The sequence below is a fragment of the Clostridium budayi genome (genome assembly GCF_055396605.1).
This window is the reverse complement of record NZ_AP042456.1, coordinates 1525687-1547179: the sequence shown is the minus strand read 5'-3', so window position 1 is coordinate 1547179 and position 21493 is coordinate 1525687. Positions and strand designations below refer to the sequence as shown.

Annotated in this window: 19 protein-coding genes; all 19 read right to left on the bottom strand. The window is 29.5% G+C overall.

The window, feature by feature from the left end:
• Nucleotides 1–8 precede the first annotated feature (8 nt).
• The 19 genes from ACZ5TJ_RS07270 to ACZ5TJ_RS07180 all read right to left on the bottom strand — a co-directional run bounded on the left by ACZ5TJ_RS07270 (nucleotide 9) and on the right by ACZ5TJ_RS07180 (nucleotide 21477).
• On the bottom strand, nucleotides 9–299 hold the full coding sequence (locus tag ACZ5TJ_RS07270) for a YlmC/YmxH family sporulation protein (RefSeq protein WP_039316009.1): 291 nt from the start codon (nucleotides 297–299) through the stop codon (nucleotides 9–11).
• A 69-nt stretch (nucleotides 300–368) separates the two neighbouring features.
• Nucleotides 369–1676 carry a M16 family metallopeptidase gene (locus ACZ5TJ_RS07265; RefSeq protein WP_464198336.1) on the bottom strand — a complete coding sequence of 436 codons (1308 nt, stop codon included), beginning with the start codon at nucleotides 1674–1676 and terminating at the stop codon, nucleotides 369–371.
• Nucleotides 1677–1723: 47 nt separating this feature from the next.
• Complete coding sequence (locus ACZ5TJ_RS07260; protein WP_464198334.1) at nucleotides 1724–3832, bottom strand: polyribonucleotide nucleotidyltransferase; 2109 nt, start codon at nucleotides 3830–3832, stop codon at nucleotides 1724–1726.
• Nucleotides 3833–3908: 76 nt separating this feature from the next.
• Nucleotides 3909–4172 (bottom strand): 30S ribosomal protein S15, encoded by a 264-nt coding sequence (gene rpsO, locus ACZ5TJ_RS07255; protein ID WP_039316015.1) that lies wholly within the window; start codon nucleotides 4170–4172, stop codon nucleotides 3909–3911.
• Between the two features lie 116 nt (nucleotides 4173–4288).
• On the bottom strand, nucleotides 4289–5215 hold the full coding sequence (locus ACZ5TJ_RS07250) for a bifunctional riboflavin kinase/FAD synthetase (protein WP_464198331.1): 927 nt from the start codon (nucleotides 5213–5215) through the stop codon (nucleotides 4289–4291).
• A gap of 21 nt (nucleotides 5216–5236) precedes the next feature.
• Nucleotides 5237–6112, bottom strand: coding sequence for a tRNA pseudouridine(55) synthase TruB (gene truB / locus ACZ5TJ_RS07245; protein WP_464198328.1), 876 nt, complete (start codon nucleotides 6110–6112; stop codon nucleotides 5237–5239).
• Nucleotides 6100–7086 carry a DHH family phosphoesterase gene (locus ACZ5TJ_RS07240; RefSeq protein WP_464198326.1) on the bottom strand — a complete coding sequence of 329 codons (987 nt, stop codon included), beginning with the start codon at nucleotides 7084–7086 and terminating at the stop codon, nucleotides 6100–6102. The genes truB and ACZ5TJ_RS07240 overlap by 13 nt, the downstream gene beginning before the upstream one ends.
• A 1-nt stretch (nucleotide 7087) precedes the next feature.
• Nucleotides 7088–7438, bottom strand: coding sequence for a 30S ribosome-binding factor RbfA (gene rbfA / locus ACZ5TJ_RS07235; RefSeq protein ID WP_464198324.1), 351 nt, complete (start codon nucleotides 7436–7438; stop codon nucleotides 7088–7090).
• Nucleotides 7439–7457: 19 nt separating this feature from the next.
• On the bottom strand, nucleotides 7458–9503 hold the full coding sequence (gene infB, locus ACZ5TJ_RS07230) for a translation initiation factor IF-2 (RefSeq protein ID WP_464198322.1): 2046 nt from the start codon (nucleotides 9501–9503) through the stop codon (nucleotides 7458–7460).
• 14 nt (nucleotides 9504–9517) lie between these two features.
• Nucleotides 9518–9835: a ribosomal L7Ae/L30e/S12e/Gadd45 family protein gene (locus tag ACZ5TJ_RS07225; protein WP_054199580.1), complete on the bottom strand. Its 318-nt coding sequence runs from the start codon at nucleotides 9833–9835 to the stop codon at nucleotides 9518–9520.
• Nucleotides 9828–10094: an RNase P modulator RnpM gene (gene rnpM, locus ACZ5TJ_RS07220; protein WP_039316031.1), complete on the bottom strand. Its 267-nt coding sequence runs from the start codon at nucleotides 10092–10094 to the stop codon at nucleotides 9828–9830. Before rnpM ends, ACZ5TJ_RS07225 begins: the two co-directional genes overlap by 8 nt.
• A 19-nt stretch (nucleotides 10095–10113) precedes the next feature.
• Nucleotides 10114–11223, bottom strand: coding sequence for a transcription termination factor NusA (nusA, locus tag ACZ5TJ_RS07215; protein ID WP_045725667.1), 1110 nt, complete (start codon nucleotides 11221–11223; stop codon nucleotides 10114–10116).
• A 15-nt stretch (nucleotides 11224–11238) separates the two neighbouring features.
• Nucleotides 11239–11697 carry a ribosome maturation factor RimP gene (gene rimP, locus ACZ5TJ_RS07210; protein WP_045725666.1) on the bottom strand — a complete coding sequence of 153 codons (459 nt, stop codon included), beginning with the start codon at nucleotides 11695–11697 and terminating at the stop codon, nucleotides 11239–11241.
• 232 nt (nucleotides 11698–11929) lie between these two features.
• Complete coding sequence (locus ACZ5TJ_RS07205; protein ID WP_464198314.1) at nucleotides 11930–16258, bottom strand: PolC-type DNA polymerase III; 4329 nt, start codon at nucleotides 16256–16258, stop codon at nucleotides 11930–11932.
• Between the two features lie 78 nt (nucleotides 16259–16336).
• The gene (gene ispG, locus ACZ5TJ_RS07200) at nucleotides 16337–17386 is read right to left on the bottom strand and encodes a flavodoxin-dependent (E)-4-hydroxy-3-methylbut-2-enyl-diphosphate synthase (protein WP_464198312.1); all 1050 of its coding nucleotides are present in this window, start codon (nucleotides 17384–17386) and stop codon (nucleotides 16337–16339) included.
• A gap of 10 nt (nucleotides 17387–17396) precedes the next feature.
• Nucleotides 17397–18410, bottom strand: coding sequence for an RIP metalloprotease RseP (rseP, locus tag ACZ5TJ_RS07195; RefSeq protein ID WP_464198310.1), 1014 nt, complete (start codon nucleotides 18408–18410; stop codon nucleotides 17397–17399).
• A gap of 11 nt (nucleotides 18411–18421) precedes the next feature.
• Entirely contained in the window at nucleotides 18422–19579 is a 1158-nt protein-coding gene (gene dxr / locus ACZ5TJ_RS07190; RefSeq protein WP_464198308.1) for a 1-deoxy-D-xylulose-5-phosphate reductoisomerase, read from the bottom strand.
• A gap of 23 nt (nucleotides 19580–19602) precedes the next feature.
• A complete protein-coding gene (locus ACZ5TJ_RS07185; RefSeq protein WP_464198306.1) occupies nucleotides 19603–20565 on the bottom strand; it encodes an AI-2E family transporter in 963 nt (320 codons plus the stop codon).
• A gap of 117 nt (nucleotides 20566–20682) precedes the next feature.
• The gene (locus ACZ5TJ_RS07180; RefSeq protein WP_464198304.1) at nucleotides 20683–21477 is read right to left on the bottom strand and encodes a phosphatidate cytidylyltransferase; all 795 of its coding nucleotides are present in this window, start codon (nucleotides 21475–21477) and stop codon (nucleotides 20683–20685) included.
• Nucleotides 21478–21493: the final 16 nt, after the last annotated feature.

Genomic DNA, 21493 nt, shown 5'->3' with positions numbered 1-21493 from the left:
CCTTTAATTCATACCTTTGCCCTCTTTATACTTTTTTCATCGGCATCTAGTATTATTGTCTTTGCCCCAACTTTTTGTACCGCACTCCAGTCAATTTCTAATATCTCTCTAGCCCCACCAAAAATACTAAATTTTGAAGAAGATGCATCAATTAAAAGGTATCTTATATTACCTTCATCATCAATAACTAGATCATTATTTTGTAAATAATCATACTTTTCTCCATCATTAATATTTATAAGTTCGTATCTTTCTAGTTCACTTAGATATTTAATGTTTTTATCACCTTGCACGTACATTTATATAATCCCTCCCTAATATTCATACGTAAATTATATGAATCTAGGGAAGAGATTATTACTTTAATATTATAACTTAAATTTATTAGTTTTTCTAGAATTATCATAAGCTTCCGTATCTTTATATATACAAGAATCTAAATAATCCACATCAATTTCTGGTCCTACATAAGCTGTATTAATAATTCCTTTTCCAAAACAATTTTTAAGAACATACTCTATATCTTCTTTTGATATATTATCAACCTTTTTAATAACATCTTCTTCTGTTCTTATTCTATTTCTAAATAATAATGATTTTGCATTAGCAAACATTTTTGAACTAGTGCTTTCTAGCCCTAGTATATAACTTGCTTTTATTTTTTCTTTATTTATTTTAAGCTCTTCATCTGTTATTCCATTTTGTACGAAATTTTCTATCTCTCTTTTTATAACTTTAAGAGCTTTATCAGCATACTCTTTACTAAGTCCAACATAAATATTTACTATACCTGCTTTTTTAAAAGGTTGTGGATATGAGTATATTGAATAACAAAGCCCTAATTCTTCCCTAACTTTCTGAAATAAGATAGACGAAGCTCCCCCACCTAAAATATTATTAAGTAGTACTAATGCATATCCTCTTTCGTCTTCAAAAGGCAATCCTTGAATTCCTAATCCTATATGTAATTGTTCAATTTCTTTTTTTATAAATACTGAATTACTTTTAATTTCAGTTCCTTCATATTCTGGTGTATATACTTTCTTACTTTCCCATTTGCCAAAATATTTTTTTACAAGTTCTATAACTTCTTCTTCATTGAACTTTCCACAAATAGATATAACAGAATTATATGGAGTATATTTTTCTTCTATAAAATCTATTATATCTTTTCTTGTTAAACTTCTTATCTTTTCTATAGTTCCAAGGATAGGATATGATAAAGAATTTTCCACAAAAGATGCTTTTGAGTGAATATTATCTAAAACATCTTCTGGATTATCTTCATTCATATTAATTTCTTCAATAACTACCCCTTTTTCTTTTTCTATGTCACCTTCATCAAATTTAGAATTTAACAACATATCTGATAATATATCTAAAGAAATATCTAGGTGTGTACTTAATGCTTTTATGTAGTAGCAAGTAGCCTCCTTGCTTGTAAATGCATTTATTTGACCACCTACATTTTCAATTTCTTCTGCAATTTCTTTTGCAGATCTATTATAAGTACCTTTAAAGAACATATGTTCAATAAAATGAGAAATCCCATTTAATTTAAGACTTTCATTTCTTGAACCATTTTGAATCATTACTCCTACACTAACTGAATTAACCCCATCAATTCTATCCATTACCACTCTTAGTCCGTTTTTTAGTGTAAAAATTTTATTCATAAAGCCTCCTTTAGTAAAAAAAAGGCAATTATCTTGCCCTTTTATTATTACTTACCTTGTTTTTCTTCTTTATCTTCTTGAAGTGCATCTTTTCTTGATAAATTAATTCTACCTTGATTATCAATTTCTGTTACTTTAACAAGTATTTCATCACCAACTGAAACAATATCTTCAACTTTGTTTACTCTTTCCTTGTCAAGCTTTGAAATATGAACTAATCCTTCTTTGTTTGGAAGAATTTCAACGAATGCTCCAAAAGTAGCTATTTTAGTTACTTTACCTAAGTAAACTTCACCAACTTCTACTTCTTTTGTTAATCCTTCAATTATCTTTATAGCCTTAGCTACACCTTCATGATCTACAGAAGATACAAATACAGTTCCATCTTCTTTTATATCAATTTTAACACCAGTGTCTTCAATTATCTTATTTATAACTTTACCGCCAGCTCCGATTACATCTCTAATCTTATCTGGGTTAATTTTCATTATTGAAGTTTTTGGTGCGTATTTTGAAACATCTTCTCTTGGTGCATCTATACATTCATTTATTTTTTCTAGAATTACCATTCTAGCTTTTCTTGCGTTTTTAATAGCAGTTTTTACAACATTAAAGCTTAATCCCTTAAGTTTAGTATCAACTTGGATTGAAGTTATTCCAACTTCTGTTCCTGCAACCTTAAAGTCCATATCTCCAAAGAAATCTTCTATTCCTTGAATATCTGTTAATACTTCTTCTTCTGTTAAATCTTCTGATGTTATAAGTCCCATTGCAATACCTGCAGCTGGTCTCTTAATTGGTACACCTGCATCAAGTAATGCTAATGTTGATCCACAAACTGATGCTTGTGATGTTGATCCATTTGAACTTAAAACTTCTGATACTAATCTAATAGTATATGGGAATTCTTCTTCAGAAGGTATTAATGGTTCTAACGCTCTTTCTGCTAAAGCACCATGACCTATTTCTCTTCTTCCTGGACCTCTAAGTGGTCTTACTTCTCCAACACTGTATGCTGGGAAATTGTAATGATGCATATATCTCTTTGATTCAGCTTCATCTATACCATCTAATATTTGTATATCTCCAACTGATCCTAAAGTTGCAACTGTCATTACTTGAGTTAACCCTCTTGTAAATAATCCAGTACCATGTGTTCTTGGAAGAATTGAAACTTCACATGAAAGTGGTCTTATTTCATCAAATGCTCTTCCATCTGGTCTTCTCTTATCATGTAAAAGCATATTTCTTACTACTTTTTTTTGCATAGTGTAAAGAACTTCTTTTATGTCTCCTTCTTTACCTTCATACTTTTCTGCGAATTCAGCAAATACTTTATTATTTACTTCATCCATAGCAGCATTTCTTTCATCTTTATCCATGATATACATAGCTTCTTTAACCATATCACTTGCAAAAGCTTTAACATCTTTTTCTAATTCTTCATCAACTGCAAATAATACTGGTTCTTCTTTAGCTTTTCCGAATTTAGCCATAGCTTCTTCTTGGAATGCAATGATTTTTTGACCTGCTTCAAATCCGAATTCAATAGCTTTTATCATTGTTTCTTCATCGATTTCATTTCCGCCAGCTTCAATCATCATTACTTTTTCTTTTGTTGAACAAACAGTAAGATCTAAAATACTCTTTTCTCTTTCTTCTGAGTTAGGATTTAATATGAAATTACCATCTATTAATCCAACTTGAACTCCAGCAACTGGTTCATCAAATGGTATACCTGATAAACATAACCCCATTGATGCTGCATTTATAGCTAAGATTTCTGGTAGGTTATCCTTTTCAACTGAAACAACTGTACAAACCACTTGAACATCGTTTCTATATCCCTTTGGAAATAAAGGTCTTATTGTTCTATCAACTGCTCTTCCATGTAGAATAGCTTTTTCTGATGGTCTTCCTTCTCTTTTAATAAATCCTCCTGGGATTTTTCCAACAGAATATAATCTTTCTTCATATTCAACACTAAGAGGGAAGAAATCAATACCATCTCTTGGTTCTTCTGACCTGTTTACATTTGTTAAAATTACAGTATCTCCATAGCTCATTAAGATTGCTGCATTTGATAACATACCAAAGCCACCAAATTCAACTTTCATCTCTCTTCCAGCTATTACTGTACTAAGTGTGTTCCTCATAAAGAACCTCCTTTCAAATTGTTTACAAAATTTTCTAGTGATTTTAAAATAATAGAGCGGTTTTACCCGCTCTAAGCTATCTTCTTAAACCTAATTTTTTGATTATAGCTCTATATCTTTCGATATCTTGCTTTGCTAAGTAATTTAAAAGACCTCTTCTTTGTCCTACCATCATTAATAGTCCTCTTCTTGAGTGGTGGTCTTTCTTGTGAACTTTTAAGTGCTCAGTTAATTCATTAATTCTTTCGCTTAATAATGCGATTTGAACTTCTGCTGATCCTGTATCGTGTTCACTTCTTCCAAATTCCTTAATTATTTCTTGTTTTCTTGCCTTTTCCATAATTACACCTCCGTAAAATATCCCCTTAGTTCCATGTAATAAGATGGCAACCTTATAACATAGGACTAGGTTTCCGCTATCATTATAACAAAACAATATAATATTGTAAATAAAATTTATATAATAACGTCAATTTCTTTCATTTTTGCATATTGTTCGTCTTTTTTTAGCTGACTTTTTAATTCATCTAATGAGTTGAATTTTTCTTCATCTCTTATTCTTTCAATAAAATATATTGTTATTTGTTCATTATATATATCTTCATCAAACTCTAATATAAAAGTTTCCACAGTTAATTTCTGTCCATTTACAGTTGGATTACTTCCAATATTTGTGATACCTTTATATATTTTATTCTTCCACTTAACATTGGTATAATATACACCGTTTTTAGGAATTATTTTATTATTTTCATATTTTAAATTCGCTGTAGGAAATCCTATAGTTCTCCCTAATTGTCTACCATGTTCTACTATACCACTAATAGCGTAAGGTCTTGTGAGCATTTTATTGCTTTCACATATATCCCCTTCACTTAAACTTTTTCTGATTCTAGTACTACTAATAACACTTTCATTAAACATCATTGGCTTCATTACAAGCACTTCATATTTATACTTTGATGAAAGTTCTCTTAAAAGTTCTATATCGCCTAAATTTTTATGTCCAAATTTATAATTAAAACCTACAACGATTCCTTTAATATTGTAGTCACTACAAAGCTTTTTTATAAATCCTTCAGGTGATAATTTCATTAATTCTTCATTAAACTCTGTAAGAATAACTTTATCTATTCCTTCTTTTTTTAATATATTTAATTTATTTTCATTATCCATTAAATATTTAAGCTCACTTTTAGGATTAATAACAGTTCTTGGATGATTTTTAAATGTAAAAACCATACTCTTACACTCATTTTCTTTTGCAAGTTCAATGCATTTATGAATTAATGTCAAATGTCCTTTATGTAATCCATCAAAACTTCCAAGCGCAACATAATACTGATCATCTTTTTTAGTTACTTTTCCATCCACTACCTTCATATCCTTTAGTATTCTCCTAAGTTAAATTAATAGCTTTTCTAACTTAAATCCACCTTTATCTTTTTTACCAAGTCCAATAAATATATTGTCCTCATCATATACTCTATATAAAGTATCTAACTGTACATCTTCTTTTAATAATCTTTTATCATAAACTTTTGCACCATTTATAAGTAAATTTCTAAACTTATTATTTATAGTTATCTTTTTGTAAGCATCTAAAGCTTTATCTATAGGTATTATATATTCTTCTATATTATCTTCTGTTAATTCATCTATGTTAACACTATCTTCTTCTTTAAAAACCGATGTTGCTGTCCTTCTTAAGTTAACCATAGTTCCATATACATTAAGTTTTTCTCCTATATCGTAGCATAAACTTCTTATATATGTACCTTTTGAGCAAGTAACTGTCATAGATACTTCTGGTATATTAATAACTATATCTTCTATATCATAAATAGTTATTTCTCTTCCTTCACGTTCTACTTCTATTCCTTGTCTTGCTAAATCATAAAGTCTAACACCATTTTTCTTAAGGGCAGAATACATAGGCGGAATTTGACTATGTGTTCCTTTAAATGAATTTATAGCTTCTAATACATCTTCTTCTGTTAAACCACTTACGTCTTTTCTATCTAAAACTTCTCCTTCTAAATCATAGGTAGTTGTTTTAAAACCAAGTTCAAATTTAACTTTATATGTTTTTGGTGCAATCATTATATAATCTATAATTTTTGTTGCTTTTCCTAAGCAAATAGGTAAAACTCCAAAAGCTTCTGGATCTAAAGTTCCTGTATGCCCAACCTTTTTTTCTTTTGCTAATTTCTTAATAATCCTAACGACATCAAATGATGTCATGTTAGGATTTTTAAAAACATTTATTACTCCTTGCATTGATTAATCTCTCTTTCAATAGCAGTTAAAATATTATCTTTTGCAATTTTAAGTGGTATACCCCTTTGCATAAGTCCAGAGGCTTTTGTATGTCCACCACCACCAAATTGTTCTGCAATTTTTCTTACATCAAAATCATATTTTGATCTAAGACTTGCTTTAACTCCTTCTGAAACTTCTTTAAGTAAAACTGCAACTTCTACAGTCTTTATACTTAATAAGTTTCCTATAATATCTGATGTATCTTCTTTTTCACCATCAAACTTTTTAAGAGTATCATTATCTAATGCAACAGCAACAACTTTTCCATCAAAGTATAGCTTTGCATTTTGGAATGCATAACCTATAAGGTTTAACTTATTTATGCTTCTGTTATCAAATAGTTTATTATATATCTCTGAGTTGTTAACTCCAACTCCAATTAAAGATCCTGCAATTTCATGAGTTCTTTTAGTTACATTTGAATGTCTAAAAGATCCAGTATCAGTTATTAAAGATGTATAAAGACATGTTCCTATTCTTTTTAAAATATCCTCTTTTACAGAGAATTCAAATCCTATTTCCTTTAATAAAGAATAAACTACTTCAGCAGTTGCAGCTGCCTCTATGTCTACATAGTTTATAAAACCATACTTATCATTAGATATATGATGATCTATATTTATTATCATTCCTTTAAATCCAGAAAGATTAGCTGATATTCTCTCTACATTTCCACAATCTAAAACTATAACTAAGTCTGTACCTTCTTTTGGTTCTATAGTTTCTCCATTTATCTCTTCTGAGAAAGGCAGAAAAGAAAGATTGTCAGGAAGTGTATCCTTTGAAATTATATACACTTCCTTACCAAGTTCTCTAAGTCCATTTAGTAAACCTAATGCACTTCCTATAGCATCACCATCTGGTGATGTGTGAAAAGTAATACCAATTTTATTAGCCTCAATGATAAATTTCTTAATATCTTTAAGTGCCATATTATTGTTCCTTAGCCTTTCTTATTAAACCATCAATTTTCATACCATAATCAATTGATTCATCTAATTCAAAGATTATTTGTGGAGTAACTCTTAATTTAACTTTACGACCTACTTCTCTTCTTATAAATCCACTTGCACTCTTTAATGCTTTTAGATTTTCTTCTTTTTCTTCTTTACTATTTGCAAATATACTTACAAATACTTTAGCGTATCCTAAGTCTCTAGTTACTTCAACTGAAGTTACAGAAATCATAGCAGTTAATCTTGGATCTTTAATTTCATTTTGGATAAGAGCACTTACTACTTTCTTAACTTCTTCATTTATTCTTCCACTTCTATAATTAGCCATACCTATCACCTCTTAATTATTAAAGTTCTTTTCTTTCTATGGCTTCCATTGTGTAAGCTTCTATAATATCTCCTTCTTTGATATCATTGAATTTTTCAACGCTTAAACCACATTCATATCCGCTTCTAACTTCTTTAGCGTCGTCTTTAAATCTCTTTAATGATGCTAAAGTTGATTCGAATATTACAATACCATCTCTAATTATTCTTACATCTGAGTTTCTTGTGATTTTACCATCTAAAACATATGCACCTGCAATTGTTCCAACACTTGATATTTTGTAAGTTTCTCTAACTTCTGCTTTACCTAATACAACTTCTTTATATTCAGGTTCAAGCATTCCTATCATAGCTGATTTAACATCTTCTATTGCATCATATATTATTCTATAAGTTTTAACGTCTACGCCTTCTTTTTCTGCAGCATTTACAGCATTTGTATCAGGTCTTACGTTAAATCCTATAACTATTGCATTTGATGCAGTTGCTAAAGTTATATCAGTTTCTGTTATAGCTCCAACTCCACCATGAATAACTCTAACTTTTACATCATCAGTTGATAGCTTTTCAAGAGATTGTCTTATAGCTTCAACAGAACCTTGAACGTCTGCTTTAACTATTATATCTAATTCTTTTACAGTACCTTCTTTTATTTGGCTATATAAATCTTCAAGTGATACTCTATGTCTAGCATTTAATGATTCATTCTTTTCTTTTTGCTTTCTGATTTCAGCCATATTTCTAGCTGTTTTTTCATCTTTAACTTGGTTGAATCTATCTCCAGCAGCTGGAACTTCTGATAAACCAAGTATTTCAACTGGGATTGATGGACCAGCTGATTTAATCTTCTTACCTGTATCATCAAACATAGCTCTAATTCTACCGTATGTTGATCCAACTAATATTGAATCTCCAACATGTAATGTACCATTTTGAACTAATAAACTTGCAACAGCACCTCTACCTTTATCAAGTTTTGCTTCAATAACAGTTCCTTTTGCTTTTCTATCTGGATTAGCTTTAAGTTCTAACATTTCAGCAGTTAAAAGTACCATTTCAAGTAATGTACTAATTCCTTCACCTTGTTTAGCTGAAACTGGAACACATATAGTATCTCCACCCCAGTCTTCTGCTACTAAACCATATTCAGTTAATTCTTGTTTAACTTTATCTATGTTAGCACCTGGTCTATCTATCTTATTTATAGCAACAACCATTGGTACATCAGCAGCTTTACAGTGACTTATAGCTTCTTTTGTTTGAGGCATTATACCATCATCTGCAGCAACAACTAATATAACTACGTCTGTTATTTGTGCTCCTCTAGCTCTCATTGCAGTAAACGCTTCGTGTCCTGGAGTATCTAAGAATGTAATATCTTCTCCATTAACATTAACAGTATAAGCACCTATATGTTGAGTTATTCCACCAGCTTCTGTTGCTGTAACTTTTGCTTTTCTTATAGCATCTAAAAGAGATGTCTTTCCGTGGTCAACGTGACCCATTACAGTTACGATTGGAGGTCTCTTTTGAAGATTTTCTTCTTTATCTTCTTCCATTTCTAATACGTCAAGTTCAGCAGTTTCTTCTTTTTTAGCTATTAAAACTTCATATTTATCACATACTTTTTCAGCTGTTTCAAAATCTATTTCTTGGTTTATTCCAGCCATAACCCCTGTGAATATAAGAGTTTTTATAACTTCTGCTGTAGGTTTCTTTAACTTTTCTGCAAGTTCTTTAACTGTTATTGTTTCACCAATTTCAACTACTGTTTCAACTTCAGTTTGCTCTTCATTTGACTTTGCATCTCTTTTATTTTTCTTTTTCTTTTTAGCACCTTTATTAGCTTCTTGATCTGCTATAACTTCATATTCTTCAACTACTTCACTCTTAGTTTCTGAATCTTGATTGCCTAAAAGTTCTTTTATAAGTTCAGCATCTTCATCTTCTATTACACTCATGTGATTTTTGACTTCTATGTTGAACTCATCCATTAATAATTCAATTAAATCCTTTGAACTTATATTAAGTTCTTTTGCTAATTCATATACTCTAATTTTTGACATACAGTCACCCCCGATTAATTTCTACATATATTTTCCTCCTCGTAAAGAGCTATTAATTTATCAGCCATATTTTTTTCTTGAATTGATAAAATTTTTATTTCATCTTTTCCTACGCTAGCTCCTAAATCCTCTTTAGAGAAATCCTCTATATATGGTATATTCTTTTCTTTACAATGTTTTATAAATTTGTTTTTTGTTGATTCTGATGCATCATTTGATATTACAAATAAGTACATCTTCTTTTTATTTCTTAACTCATTACATTTGCTATAACCTTCAATGAGATTGCCTGATCTTTTAGCTAAACCTAGAAAATTGAAAAATTTATTCATGATCCATTTCTTCCTTTAGTCTATTATATATTTCTTCACTTATTTGAACTTCAAGATTTCTACTTAGTCTTTTAGTCTTAAAAGCTTTTTCTAAACAATCTTTAGATTTACAAACGTAAGCGCCTCTTCCAGACTTTTTGCCTGTTAAATCAACTGAAACTTCTCCTTCTTTTGATCTAACAACTCTTATAAGTTCTTTTTTAGGCTTCATTTCCATACATCCAGTACACATTCTTAAAGGTATTTTTTTAGTTTTCATAAAAACGCCTCTCTTACTTTTATATTTCTTGTGACTCTGTATTATCTATTTGTGCTTCTTCTATTATTTCCTCTTCCTCTTCTTTTAAAGCTTGAGATTTGCTTTTTATGTCGATCTTCCAGTTAGTAAGCTTAGCTGCTAATCTAACGTTTTGACCTTCTTTACCTATTGCAAGAGAAAGTTGGCTATCATCTACAACAACCTTAGCAGTTTTATCTTCTTCATTAACTTCAACACTTAATACTCTAGCTGGGCTTAATGAATTTGCTATAAATTCAGCTGGGTCATTGCTCCATTTTATAATATCTATCTTTTCATTTTTAAGTTCATTTACTATGTTTTGAACTCTTATTCCCTTAGGACCAACACATGCTCCCATTGCATCTACTGCTTCATCATTTGAATAAACTGCAATTTTACTTCTTGATCCTGCTTCTCTTGAAATGCTCTTTATTTCAACTACACCGTTATATATTTCTGGAACTTCTAATTCAAATAGTCTCTTAACTAAACCTGGATGAGTTCTTGAAACATGAATTTGTGCTCCCTTTGAAGTATTTTTAACTTCAACTATATATAATTTTAACTTTTCGTTGAAATTATATTCTTCACCTTTCATTTGTTCGTTAGGTCCTATAACACCTTCTAGCTTTCCTAAGTTAACAAATACTAATCCTTTGTCTTTTCTTAAGATTGTTCCAGTTATTATATCGAATTCTTTATCTTTGTATTCGTTATAAACTATATTTCTTTCAGCTTCTTTAATTCTTTGAGTTACTACTTGTTTTGCAAGTTGTGCTGCAACTCTTCCAAAGTTTCTTGGTGTAACTTCTATATCAACTACATCATCTACAGCATACTTTGGATTTATTTCTTTAGCTTCTTCTAAGCTTATTTCTGTTACTTCATCATAAACTTCATCAACAACTACTTTTTGAGCGTATACTCTGATTTCTCCAGTTTCTCTATCTATACTAACTTTAACATTTTGTGCTGAAGTGTATTGGTTTGCATAATTTTTCTTATATGCTGCAACCATTGCATCCTCTATTGTTGTAAAGATTAAATCTTCACATATTCCTTTTTCTTTTACGATCTCTTTAAGAGCTCCTATAAACTCTTGGTTCATCTTTTTATCCTCCTTTTATAATTCCCCTTCTAAATTGGCTGATTTTATTTTTTCTTTTGGTATTTTCATAGTTATTTCACCTGTAACTTCAATAAAATCATCATCACAAGATTCTAATATACCTTTTATATTTTTACGTCCGTTTAATGAACCTGTAAATCTTACAAATACTTCTTTACCAATAAATTTTTTAAAGTGTTCATCTTTAAATAGTCCTCTATTTATTCCTGGTGAAGAAACTTCTAAATAATATGAGTTTTGAATTGGGTCTTCTTCATCTAACATTTCGCTAACTCTTCTTGATACTTTTTCACAATCAGTAAGTGTTATACCTTCTTCATTATCTATATATATTCTTAAATAATTTTCTCCGTCTTCTTTAACAAATTCAGTATGATATAATTCATACCCTAGCTCATCTGTTATTGGAAGAACTAGTTCCTCTACTCTTTCTATTAAGGCACTTTTTTTCATATGTTACCCTCCTTTTCAATATTCAATTTTAATGATATTATTCCCCAATATATAGATTTCTATTTTTTAATTAAAAACGCAACTAAATTAGTTGCGTTTCAAACAGAAAGAGCGGGCAAATTTACTTTCCCACTCCTTTAATCTAGCTATTAGTAATATCTTAGTTTTGATTTTAACATATATATGAATTATTTTCAAGTATATTTAGACAAATTGTAAATATATACAATTTTTAGAACAATGATAACTGATTTGTCTCTGACATGCCTTCTAAACAACCATGATTATCTAAAGTTTCTACAGCAGTTTTTGTAATTTTAGCTCTCATTCTAAGATCTTCTTTAGAAATAAATTCACCGTCTTTTCTAGCTTCTACAATAGCTTTAGCTGCATTATCTCCAACTCCTTGAAGTGCATTTATAGGTGGCCTTAATCCATCCTTCTCTATAATAAATTTAGTTGCTTCTGATTTATATAAGTCTACCTTTAAAAATTTAAATCCTCTCTTATACATTTCAAAAGACATTTCTAGGGATGTTATAAGCCCTTTTTCTTTTGTTGTTACTGAATTTCCAAGATCATATAATTCATGGAGCTTTTGATGAATTGCACCTTCACCTTTACATATTAATTCTGCATCAAAGTCATCTGCTCTAACTGTAAAGTATGTAGCATAATATGCTTCTGGATAATAAACTTTATAATAAGCTATTCTAACTGCCATCATTACATAAGCAACAGCGTGACCTTTAGGGAACATGTATTTTATTCTTTTACAAGATTCAATATACCAGTCAGGTACATTATTTTCTCTCATTAATTTTTCATCATCTTCTGTTAGACCTTTACCTTTTCTAACTTTCTCCATGATAGTAAATGATGTTTTTGGTGGTACTCCTTGATACATTAAGTAAACCATAATGTCATCTCTTGTAGCTATACAATCTTTTAGTGTAGTATATCCTTCTTTTATAAAGTACTGGGCGTTATTAAGCCAAACGTCTGTACCATGAGAAAGTCCTGATATTCTAACTAAATCAGCAAAACTTTTAGGCTGAGTATCAACTAACATCTGTCTTACGAATTTTGTACCAAACTCAGGAAGTCCATAACTTCCAACTTCACACTCAAGTTCTTCTTTGGTTACTCCTAAAGCATCTGGCTTTGTGAAAAGGCTTAATACTTTTTCATCATTTAATGGAATTGTTTTTGGATCAAGACCAGTTAAATCTTGAAGCATTCTAAGCACCGTAGGATCATCGTGTCCTAGTATATCTAGTTTTAGAAGTCTACCACTTATTGAGTGGTAATCAAAGTGAGTAGTTATTATATCTGTATCATTATCATCAGCTGGATGTTGTATTGGACAGAAATTATATATTTCATTATCACTTGGTACAACCATAATTCCACCTGGATGCTGACCTGATGTTCTCTTTATACCTGTACAACCAATTGTAAGTCTTTCAATTTCAGCACTACTTGCTCTTATACCTCTTTCATCTAAATATTTTCTAACATATCCATATGCAGTTTTTTCTGCAACTGTACCAATAGTTCCAGCCTTAAATACATACCCCTTACCAAATAGAACTTCACAGTATTTATGAACTACCCCTTGGTATTCACCAGAGAAATTAAGGTCGATATCTGGTTCTTTATCTCCCTCAAATCCTAAGAAAGTTTCAAATGGTATATCATGTCCGTCCCTTATATAATGAGCTCCGCATTCTGGACAATCTTTTGGTGGAAGATCTGCACCAGAACTTATAGATCCATCTAAGAAGAATTCTGACTTCTTACAATTTGGACAAACATAGTGTGGAGGTAATCCGTTAACCTCTGTTATATCTGACATAGTAGCAACAAAAGAAGATCCAACAGATCCTCTAGATCCAACTAAGTAACCATCTTGTAATGATTTTGCAACTAATTTTTGAGCGATAAGATAAAGAACGGCATATCCATTATTTATTATTGAATTTAATTCTTTATCTAATCTTTTTTGTATAACTTCTGGTAAATTTTCTCCATAAATTGAATGGACCTTATTCATTACCATCTCTCTAATTTCATCTTCTGCACCTTCTATTTTAGGTGGGAAAGTTTCATCTGGAATTGGTTTAATCATATCCACTTCATCAGCAATTTTTTGTGGATTATAAACAACAACTTCCTTTGAAATATCTTCACCTAAATATGAAAATTCCTTTAGCATTTCTTCTGTAGTTTTAAAATATAATGGTGGTTGATTATCTGCATCTTTAAAGCCTTTACCCGCCATTATTATCTTTCTAAATGCTTCATCTTGAGGTTCTAAAAAGTGAACATCCCCTGTTGCTACAACAGGTTTATTTAATTTCTTTCCTAAATTATAAATCCTTCTATTTATATCTTGAAGTTCCTCTTCATCAGCTACATTTCCTTTTTCAATTAAGAAATTATTATTTGCTATTGGTTGAATTTCTAAGTAATCATAGAATTTTGCTATCTCTTCTACTTCCCCATCATTTCTACCATCCAATATAGCTCTATATACTTCTCCAGCTTCACAAGCTGATCCAATTATAAGTCCTTCTCTCATTTCTTGAAGTCTACTCTTTTTTGTTCTTGCACTCTTAAAGAAGTTTTCTAAATGTGCTTCTGACACTAATTTATAAAGATTTTTAAGTCCAGCTTGAGTTTTTGCAAGTATAATTATGTGATATGTTGGTTGTCTTTTAATATCTACATTTGATAAGAACTCTTCATTTAATTTTGCTAAATCAAATATTTCTTTTTCTTCTTTTAATTTTTCAAAACATTTTATTAAAATATCGCATGTTGCTTTTGCATCATCAACTGCTCTATGGTGATTTTCTAAAGATATCCCCAAATGTTTTGCAACTATATTAAGCTTAACTTTTTTTAGTTCTGGATATAAAAATCTTGCAAGTGGTACTGTATCCATAATTGTAAAATCAAATTCTAAATTCATTCTATTACAATTATTTTTTATAAACCCTGTATCAAAGGCTGCATTATGTGCAACTAATACACTACCTTTACAAAATTCAAGGAATCTAGGTAATATACTTTCAATAGTTTCACTATCTTTAACCATTTCATCTGTTATTCCTGTTAGTTCTGTTATTTTATATGGTATTAACTTTTCAGGATTTACAAATTCACTAAATCTATCAACTATTTTTCCTTCTTCTATTTTAACTGCACCAATCTCAATTATTTTATCATTTTTTGCTGAGAATCCTGTTGTTTCAAGGTCAAATACTACATAAGAGCCATCTAAGGATTCACCCTTTTCATGTAGTGCAATTGGAACTCCATCATCAACTAAGTATCCTTCTACTCCATATATAACTTTTATTCCGTGTTTTTTAGCTGCACTTTGAGCGTCTGGGAATGCTTGAACTACACCATGGTCTGTAATTGCAATAGCACTATGACCCCATTTAGCTGCTCTTTCAACCATTCTTGATGCAGAAACCATTCCATCCATAGTACTCATATTAGTATGTAGATGTAATTCAACTCTCTTTTCCTCTGCAGCATCCATTCTTTCTATTTTTTTCATCTTAACTATATCTCTACCCATTATTACAACTTCTCTTGCATAAGTATCGTATATAGCTTCTCCTCTAACTTTACAATACAGTCCCTTTTTAACATTTTCTAATACTTCTTCTTTATCTTTATCTTTTAAGAAACACTTAACTGTAATAGAGCTTGTATAATCAGTTATATAGAAAGTTAATATCATTTTTCCAGTTCTAGTTTCAATAATTTCTGTTTTAAATACTTCACCAATTATTGCAACATAACCTGATGTTTCATCTATTTCACTTATCTTTATAGCTTCTTGACTAATATTTCTTCCTAAAATAGTATTTTCACCTTTAGGCTCTCTCTTATACTTTTGATAGCCTTCATTTGAATTTTTCTTTTGAGGTGCCTTCTTTTCTTTCTTTTCTGCCTTAGGAGCTTCGCTTATAACTCTTCCTTGAAGCACATCATCTACTATTTTCTTATTTTCTAAAGCTTTCTTTTCTTCATAATTATCATCTTCTAATTCTTTATCATACTCTAATTTAATTCTTATTCTTTTTCCAAATATATCGTTTATTTGAGCTGAAACTTTTCTTTCTATATCTTTCTTTTTAAGATGATTTATAATAGCTTCGCTACCATATTTTATTGTTATTATATCTTCCTCTATAATTTTATGTTTTGAATATAAAACATTTTTTGATAAAGGATTTTTCTTAACTATATTTAAAACAACATTGGACCAGTACTTATCTACTATGTCTGTTACACTTGCACCTTCAACATCTTTATAAACTAATAATTCTACGTTAATATTAAATCCTAAATTTCTTTTGACTAATTCTACTAGCCATTTTTCTTCTTCTTCAACTAAGCTTTCTTTACACTTTAAAACAACCTTTAAAATGTTACTCTTCTTATAAAATTGAAATCTATTAAGCTTTATTTCTTTATCTTCTAAATTTTCATTTTTTGTTATTTCTTTATTAAGTTTTTTAATGAACTCTTCGCTCAAAAGATTCCCTCCTCTTCAAAATACGAACCCCCAAAATAAGTTTTCACTTGCTTTTTGGGGGCTTATCTTAAAATTCATTTATAAAGATTCTATTTCTTTTATAAGTTCCTCAACTAAATCTTCTTCTTTAACTTTCTTTATAATCTCGCCTTTTTTAAATATTATGCCAACACCTTTGCCACCAGCTATTCCAATATCGGCCTCTCTTGCTTCTCCAGGACCATTAACTACACATCCCATAACAGCAACTTTAATATTTTTATTTAAACCTTTAAGTCTATTTTCAACTTCTTCTGCAATCTTTATTAAGTTTATTTCTGTTCTACCACATGTAGGACATGATACAAATTCTATTCCTTCTTTTCTATATCCTAATGCTTTTAGAATTTCTTTTGCAACACTTATTTCTTCAACAGGATCTGATGTAAGAGAAACTCTTATTGTATTACCTATACCTTCTGCTAAAAGTGTTCCTATACCTATACTTGATTTTATTGTACCCTTGAATTTAGTTCCTGACTCAGTAACTCCTAGATGAAGAGGATAGTTGCATTTTTCACTCACTAATCTATATGCTTCTATCATCATAGGAACATCTGATGATTTAATTGATATAACCATATCATAAAAATTTAAATCTTCTAATATCTTAACATGTCTTAATGCACTTTCAACTAGTCCTTTAGCGGTTGGTCTTCCATCTCTTTCTAATATATCTTTTTCTAATGAACCTGAATTTACTCCGATTCTTATAGGAATACCATTAGCCTTTGCTTTTTCTACAACTTCTTTAACTCTATCTATACTTCCAATATTACCTGGATTTATTCTAAGTTTAGCTACTCCATTATCTATTGCTTTAAGTGCTAATCTATAGTCAAAATGTATATCAGCAACTATTGGAACTGGTGATTTTCTAGTTATCTCTTTTAGTGCCTCGCAAGCTTCCATATCTGGAACTGCACATCTTACCATTTGGCACCCTTCACTTACTAATTTATTTATTTGATCTAATGTCTTTTCTACATCTCTTGTATCTGTATTTGTCATAGATTGTATTATTACTTCTGATGTTCCACCAATAGTAATATCTTTAACCTTTACTTCTCTTGTTATCTTTCTCTCCATATGTTCTCTCCTAGAATTTTATTGGGAATAATATGTCTTTAACTGTTACTAAAAGCATAAGTCCCATAAGTAGTGCAAATCCTACAAAATTTAATGCACCTGCCACTTTATCTGGCACTTTTCTTCTTGTTATTAGTTCTATTAAAAGTAAAACAGTCCAACCTCCATCTAATGCCGGAAATGGTAATAAATTAAATACAGCAAGGTTTATACTTATAAAAGCTGTAAAATATAAAAGAGTCCATATACCAGCTTTAGCAGCTTGACCTGATAATTTTATTATAGTTACAGGTCCTCCAACATCTGTTTTAAGATCTGCTTTTCCTGTGAATATCATTTTAAGTCCTTGGAAGGTTTGTTTAATAAGTGACCCTGTTTGATTAAAACTTTCTTTAAAACTTTGAACTATAGTTGGATTTTTTACTGCATCAAAACTAAATCCAATCATATCTCTCTTTTCTTTTTCATTATAAGAAGGTTTTACATTAAAGTCTAGTAATTTTCCATCTCTATTTACTTCTATATTTACAGGATTTCCTTTTGATAATGCTATTGCAAATGTCATATCATCTGCTGTAAATACTTTGCTTCCATTTATTTTTTCAAATTTATCTCCAGGCTTTATTCCTGCTTCATAAGCTGGACTTTTATCAATAACTGATGCGACTTTTGGAAGCCTATATCCAAAATGATTTAAATATGCTGTAAATATTACTATAGCTAATATTAAATTCATAAAAGCTCCTGCAAGTATTATTGTAATTCTTCTAAGAGGTGATTTAGCTGAAAAACTTCTTTCATCATTAACATCCTCTTCTTCTCCAAGCATTTTAACATATCCTCCAATTGGAAGTATTCCTAAAGAGTATTTAGTTTCTTTTCCATCAACTGAAAATATTTTAGGTCCCATTCCAATTGAGAATTCTTCAACTCTTACTCCATTTATCTTCGCTAAAATAAAATGTCCTAGTTCATGAACTATTATAAGTAGTCCAAAGGCTAATATAGCATAAATTATATACATTAAGTTTCCTCCTAATTGTAATTTTGTCTTACATATTCTTTAACCTTTTGATCAAGAGAAATAACATTTTCTAGTGTCACTTCACCTTTTGCTTCTTCTTTAAAGTGTTCCATACATTGTTCTATTATATCCCCGATACTTAAATATTCTATTTTTTCATCTAAGAATAATTGAACTACTTCTTCATTTGCACCATTTAATATAGTTGGCATAAGCTTTCCATGTTTACCTGCCTCAAATGCAAGTTTTAAACACTTGAATGTATCCATATCAGGTTTTTCAAATGTTAATTTTGAAATTTCATAGAAATCTATTCCATTAGATACTGCCTCTTTTCTATCTTCATAATTTAAAGCATATTGTATTGGTAATCTCATATCTGCTGATCCAAGTTGTGCTATTATACTGTTATCAACATATTCCACCATTGAGTGAACTATACTTTGAGGATGAACAACAACTTGAATATTGTCATAATCGCAATTAAATAACCAATGTGCTTCAATTACTTCAAGCCCCTTATTCATAAGTGTTGATGAGTCTATTGTTATTTTTCTTCCCATGCTCCAATTTGGATGATTTAAAGCTTCAGCTACAGAAGTATTTTTTAAATCATGAATAGTTTTACCTCTAAATGGTCCACCTGAAGCAGTTAAAATTATCTTTTTTATTGAGTCATATGAATTTCCTCTAAGTGATTGAAAGATTGCACTATGTTCTGAATCAACTGGCAATATTTTAACTCCATATTTTTTAGCTTCATTCATTACAAGTTCTCCAGCTACAACTAATGTTTCTTTATTTGCAAGGGCAATATCTTTCTTATGTCTTATAGCTTCAATAGTTGGTTCTAATCCAATCATACCAACTATTGATGTCACAACTGTGTCAATTTCTTCTAATGATGCTATTTTTTTTAGTCCTTCCATACCAAATAGTACTTCTATGTCTAAATTATTTTCTTTAACATAAGTATCTATTTCATTTTTAGAGTTTTCATCCATCATACCAACATATTTAGGAGTAAATTCATCTATTATTTCTTTTATCATTTTAACTGAAGTATTAGCTGTTACTCCTATTAAATTTATTCCTTCTGTTTTTCTTATTACATCTAATGTTTGTGTTCCTATTGAGCCTGTTGCCCCTAATATTGAAATATTTTTCATTTTATCTTCCTCCGTATATATCCTTATTCATCACAAAAAATATCTCTTACCATCATACTATATAAAGGTCCAATAAATACTCCAATTACCCCAAAAATCTTCATTCCAATATAGATAGAAAGAAATATTACTAAAGGATGAATATTAAATTTATTACTAAGTAATTTTGCTTCTAAAATTTCTCTTACGAATTGAACTAAAATGTAAAGACATATTAATCCGAAAGCTATAAGATAATCTTTTACTATAATATTGTATATTATAATTGGTATAAATACAATTATTGTACCTACATATGGAAGTATATCTAAAATACCACAAAACACACCTAAAAGAAAAGCCTTATCAATTCTAAATATTTTAAACCCAAATATAATTATTGCAGTTGATATAAATACTAAAAGTATTTGTATTGATAGTATACTTTTTATATTTTTGCCTCCTTTGTGGATTCTTTTATATATTGTATCTGGTAATAATCTATTAAAATACAAAATAAATTTATTCTTATCTATAAGTATAAAAAATGCACATATATTCCCTATAAAATAGCTAAGTATTCCTTCTCCTGTAGTAACAGCTCCTCTCTTTAGCATATTAGGATGAAAAATACTCATTATTTCCTCGCTAAAATTAACTTCTCCTACTATTTTCTCTAATACATTGTTTAGTTCTTTAATAAAATCATTAACTATGTTTATATTATTTTCATACATACTATCTACGAGTTCAAATATATTTCTCCCTAAATAATATATAATTAAAACTATAAAAATATTTAGTAATAAAAGTGCTAATGCTGCCGATATTTTTTTACTTATATTAAATTTTGTAAATAGTATATACATAGGACTACTTAAGAAAAAAATTATTACTATCCATAAAAATGGCTTAAAATAGGCCCTTATAACTATAACAAATATTACTATTGCTATAAAAAATATAAATGCTTCTAAAAGTTTTTTTTGCTCATCTTTTAATTTCACATCTGTAAACCTCCTTATTTTATATTTATATGCCAAATTTAAACTCTTAGAATTTTCTTTATTAATTTACTAAACAAAAAAAGTTCTAGAAATATTAATTCCTAGAACTTTTTATAATTAAATTGATACGATAAATGTTAAATAATAAAATACTACAAGGCCTGAGAAAAGTATACTATCAAATCTATCTAATATACCACCATGTCCTGGTATTAAGTTACTATAGTCCTTTAATCCAACATATCTTTTTACAGATGATGCTACTAAATCACCAAACTGACTAAATACTCCACATAACGCTCCTATTATAAAGTAATTATATATAGGCATTATTTGCACGTAGTTATTAACTATAATACCAAATATTCCGCAAGCTAATGTAGCTCCTATCATACCACCAACTGAACCTTCGATAGTCTTTTTAGGACTAACTTTAGGGCAAAGTTTAGTTTTACCAAAGAATCTTCCAGCATAGTATGCTGCAGTATCTGTCATCCAAGATCCTATAAATATTAACCAAACTAAAAATTGTCCGCCATTTTTAATATTTACTAAGTATATAAAACTAAAGAATATTCCTACATATAAAAATCCAAGTAAAGTTATAGCTACATCTATAAAAGTATACTTTAGGTTAATTACAGGAATAATTAAAAGTACAAATGTTGCAAGTACAACTAAATACATAATATATTCAAAATTATTATGCATGAAATAATATGCAATCAGAAGAACATAGCCAACTATTGAAATAGGATTAAATTCTTTTTGCTTTAAAGCATGATAAAATTCATATAATCCTAATATAGAAAGAACTATAGTAAATGCTTCAAGCCATACTCCTCCTAAAAATACAAATATTATAAAAGGAGCTATCATAAGCGCACCTAAATATCTACTATTCGATTTCAAAAAACCACCTCTTTTT

What these genes read in the sequence shown, in the direction of transcription:
- ACZ5TJ_RS07270 (WP_039316009.1), bottom strand. Translation starts at nt 299, where the DNA reads ATGTACGTGCAAGGTGATAAAAACATTAAATATCTAAGTGAACTAGAA.
- ACZ5TJ_RS07265 (WP_464198336.1), bottom strand. Translation starts at nt 1,676, where the DNA reads ATGAATAAAATTTTTACACTAAAAAACGGACTAAGAGTGGTAATGGAT.
- ACZ5TJ_RS07260 (WP_464198334.1), bottom strand. Translation starts at nt 3,832, where the DNA reads ATGAGGAACACACTTAGTACAGTAATAGCTGGAAGAGAGATGAAAGTT.
- rpsO (WP_039316015.1), bottom strand. Translation starts at nt 4,172, where the DNA reads ATGGAAAAGGCAAGAAAACAAGAAATAATTAAGGAATTTGGAAGAAGT.
- ACZ5TJ_RS07250 (WP_464198331.1), bottom strand. Translation starts at nt 5,215, where the DNA reads ATGAAGGTAGTGGATGGAAAAGTAACTAAAAAAGATGATCAGTATTAT.
- truB (WP_464198328.1), bottom strand. Translation starts at nt 6,112, where the DNA reads ATGCAAGGAGTAATAAATGTTTTTAAAAATCCTAACATGACATCATTT.
- ACZ5TJ_RS07240 (WP_464198326.1), bottom strand. Translation starts at nt 7,086, where the DNA reads ATGGCACTTAAAGATATTAAGAAATTTATCATTGAGGCTAATAAAATT.
- rbfA (WP_464198324.1), bottom strand. Translation starts at nt 7,438, where the DNA reads ATGGCTAATTATAGAAGTGGAAGAATAAATGAAGAAGTTAAGAAAGTA.
- infB (WP_464198322.1), bottom strand. Translation starts at nt 9,503, where the DNA reads ATGTCAAAAATTAGAGTATATGAATTAGCAAAAGAACTTAATATAAGT.
- ACZ5TJ_RS07225 (WP_054199580.1), bottom strand. Translation starts at nt 9,835, where the DNA reads ATGAATAAATTTTTCAATTTTCTAGGTTTAGCTAAAAGATCAGGCAAT.
- rnpM (WP_039316031.1), bottom strand. Translation starts at nt 10,094, where the DNA reads ATGAAAACTAAAAAAATACCTTTAAGAATGTGTACTGGATGTATGGAA.
- nusA (WP_045725667.1), bottom strand. Translation starts at nt 11,223, where the DNA reads ATGAACCAAGAGTTTATAGGAGCTCTTAAAGAGATCGTAAAAGAAAAA.
- rimP (WP_045725666.1), bottom strand. Translation starts at nt 11,697, where the DNA reads ATGAAAAAAAGTGCCTTAATAGAAAGAGTAGAGGAACTAGTTCTTCCA.
- ispG (WP_464198312.1), bottom strand. Translation starts at nt 17,386, where the DNA reads ATGGAGAGAAAGATAACAAGAGAAGTAAAGGTTAAAGATATTACTATT.
- rseP (WP_464198310.1), bottom strand. Translation starts at nt 18,410, where the DNA reads ATGTATATAATTTATGCTATATTAGCCTTTGGACTACTTATAATAGTT.
- dxr (WP_464198308.1), bottom strand. Translation starts at nt 19,579, where the DNA reads ATGAAAAATATTTCAATATTAGGGGCAACAGGCTCAATAGGAACACAA.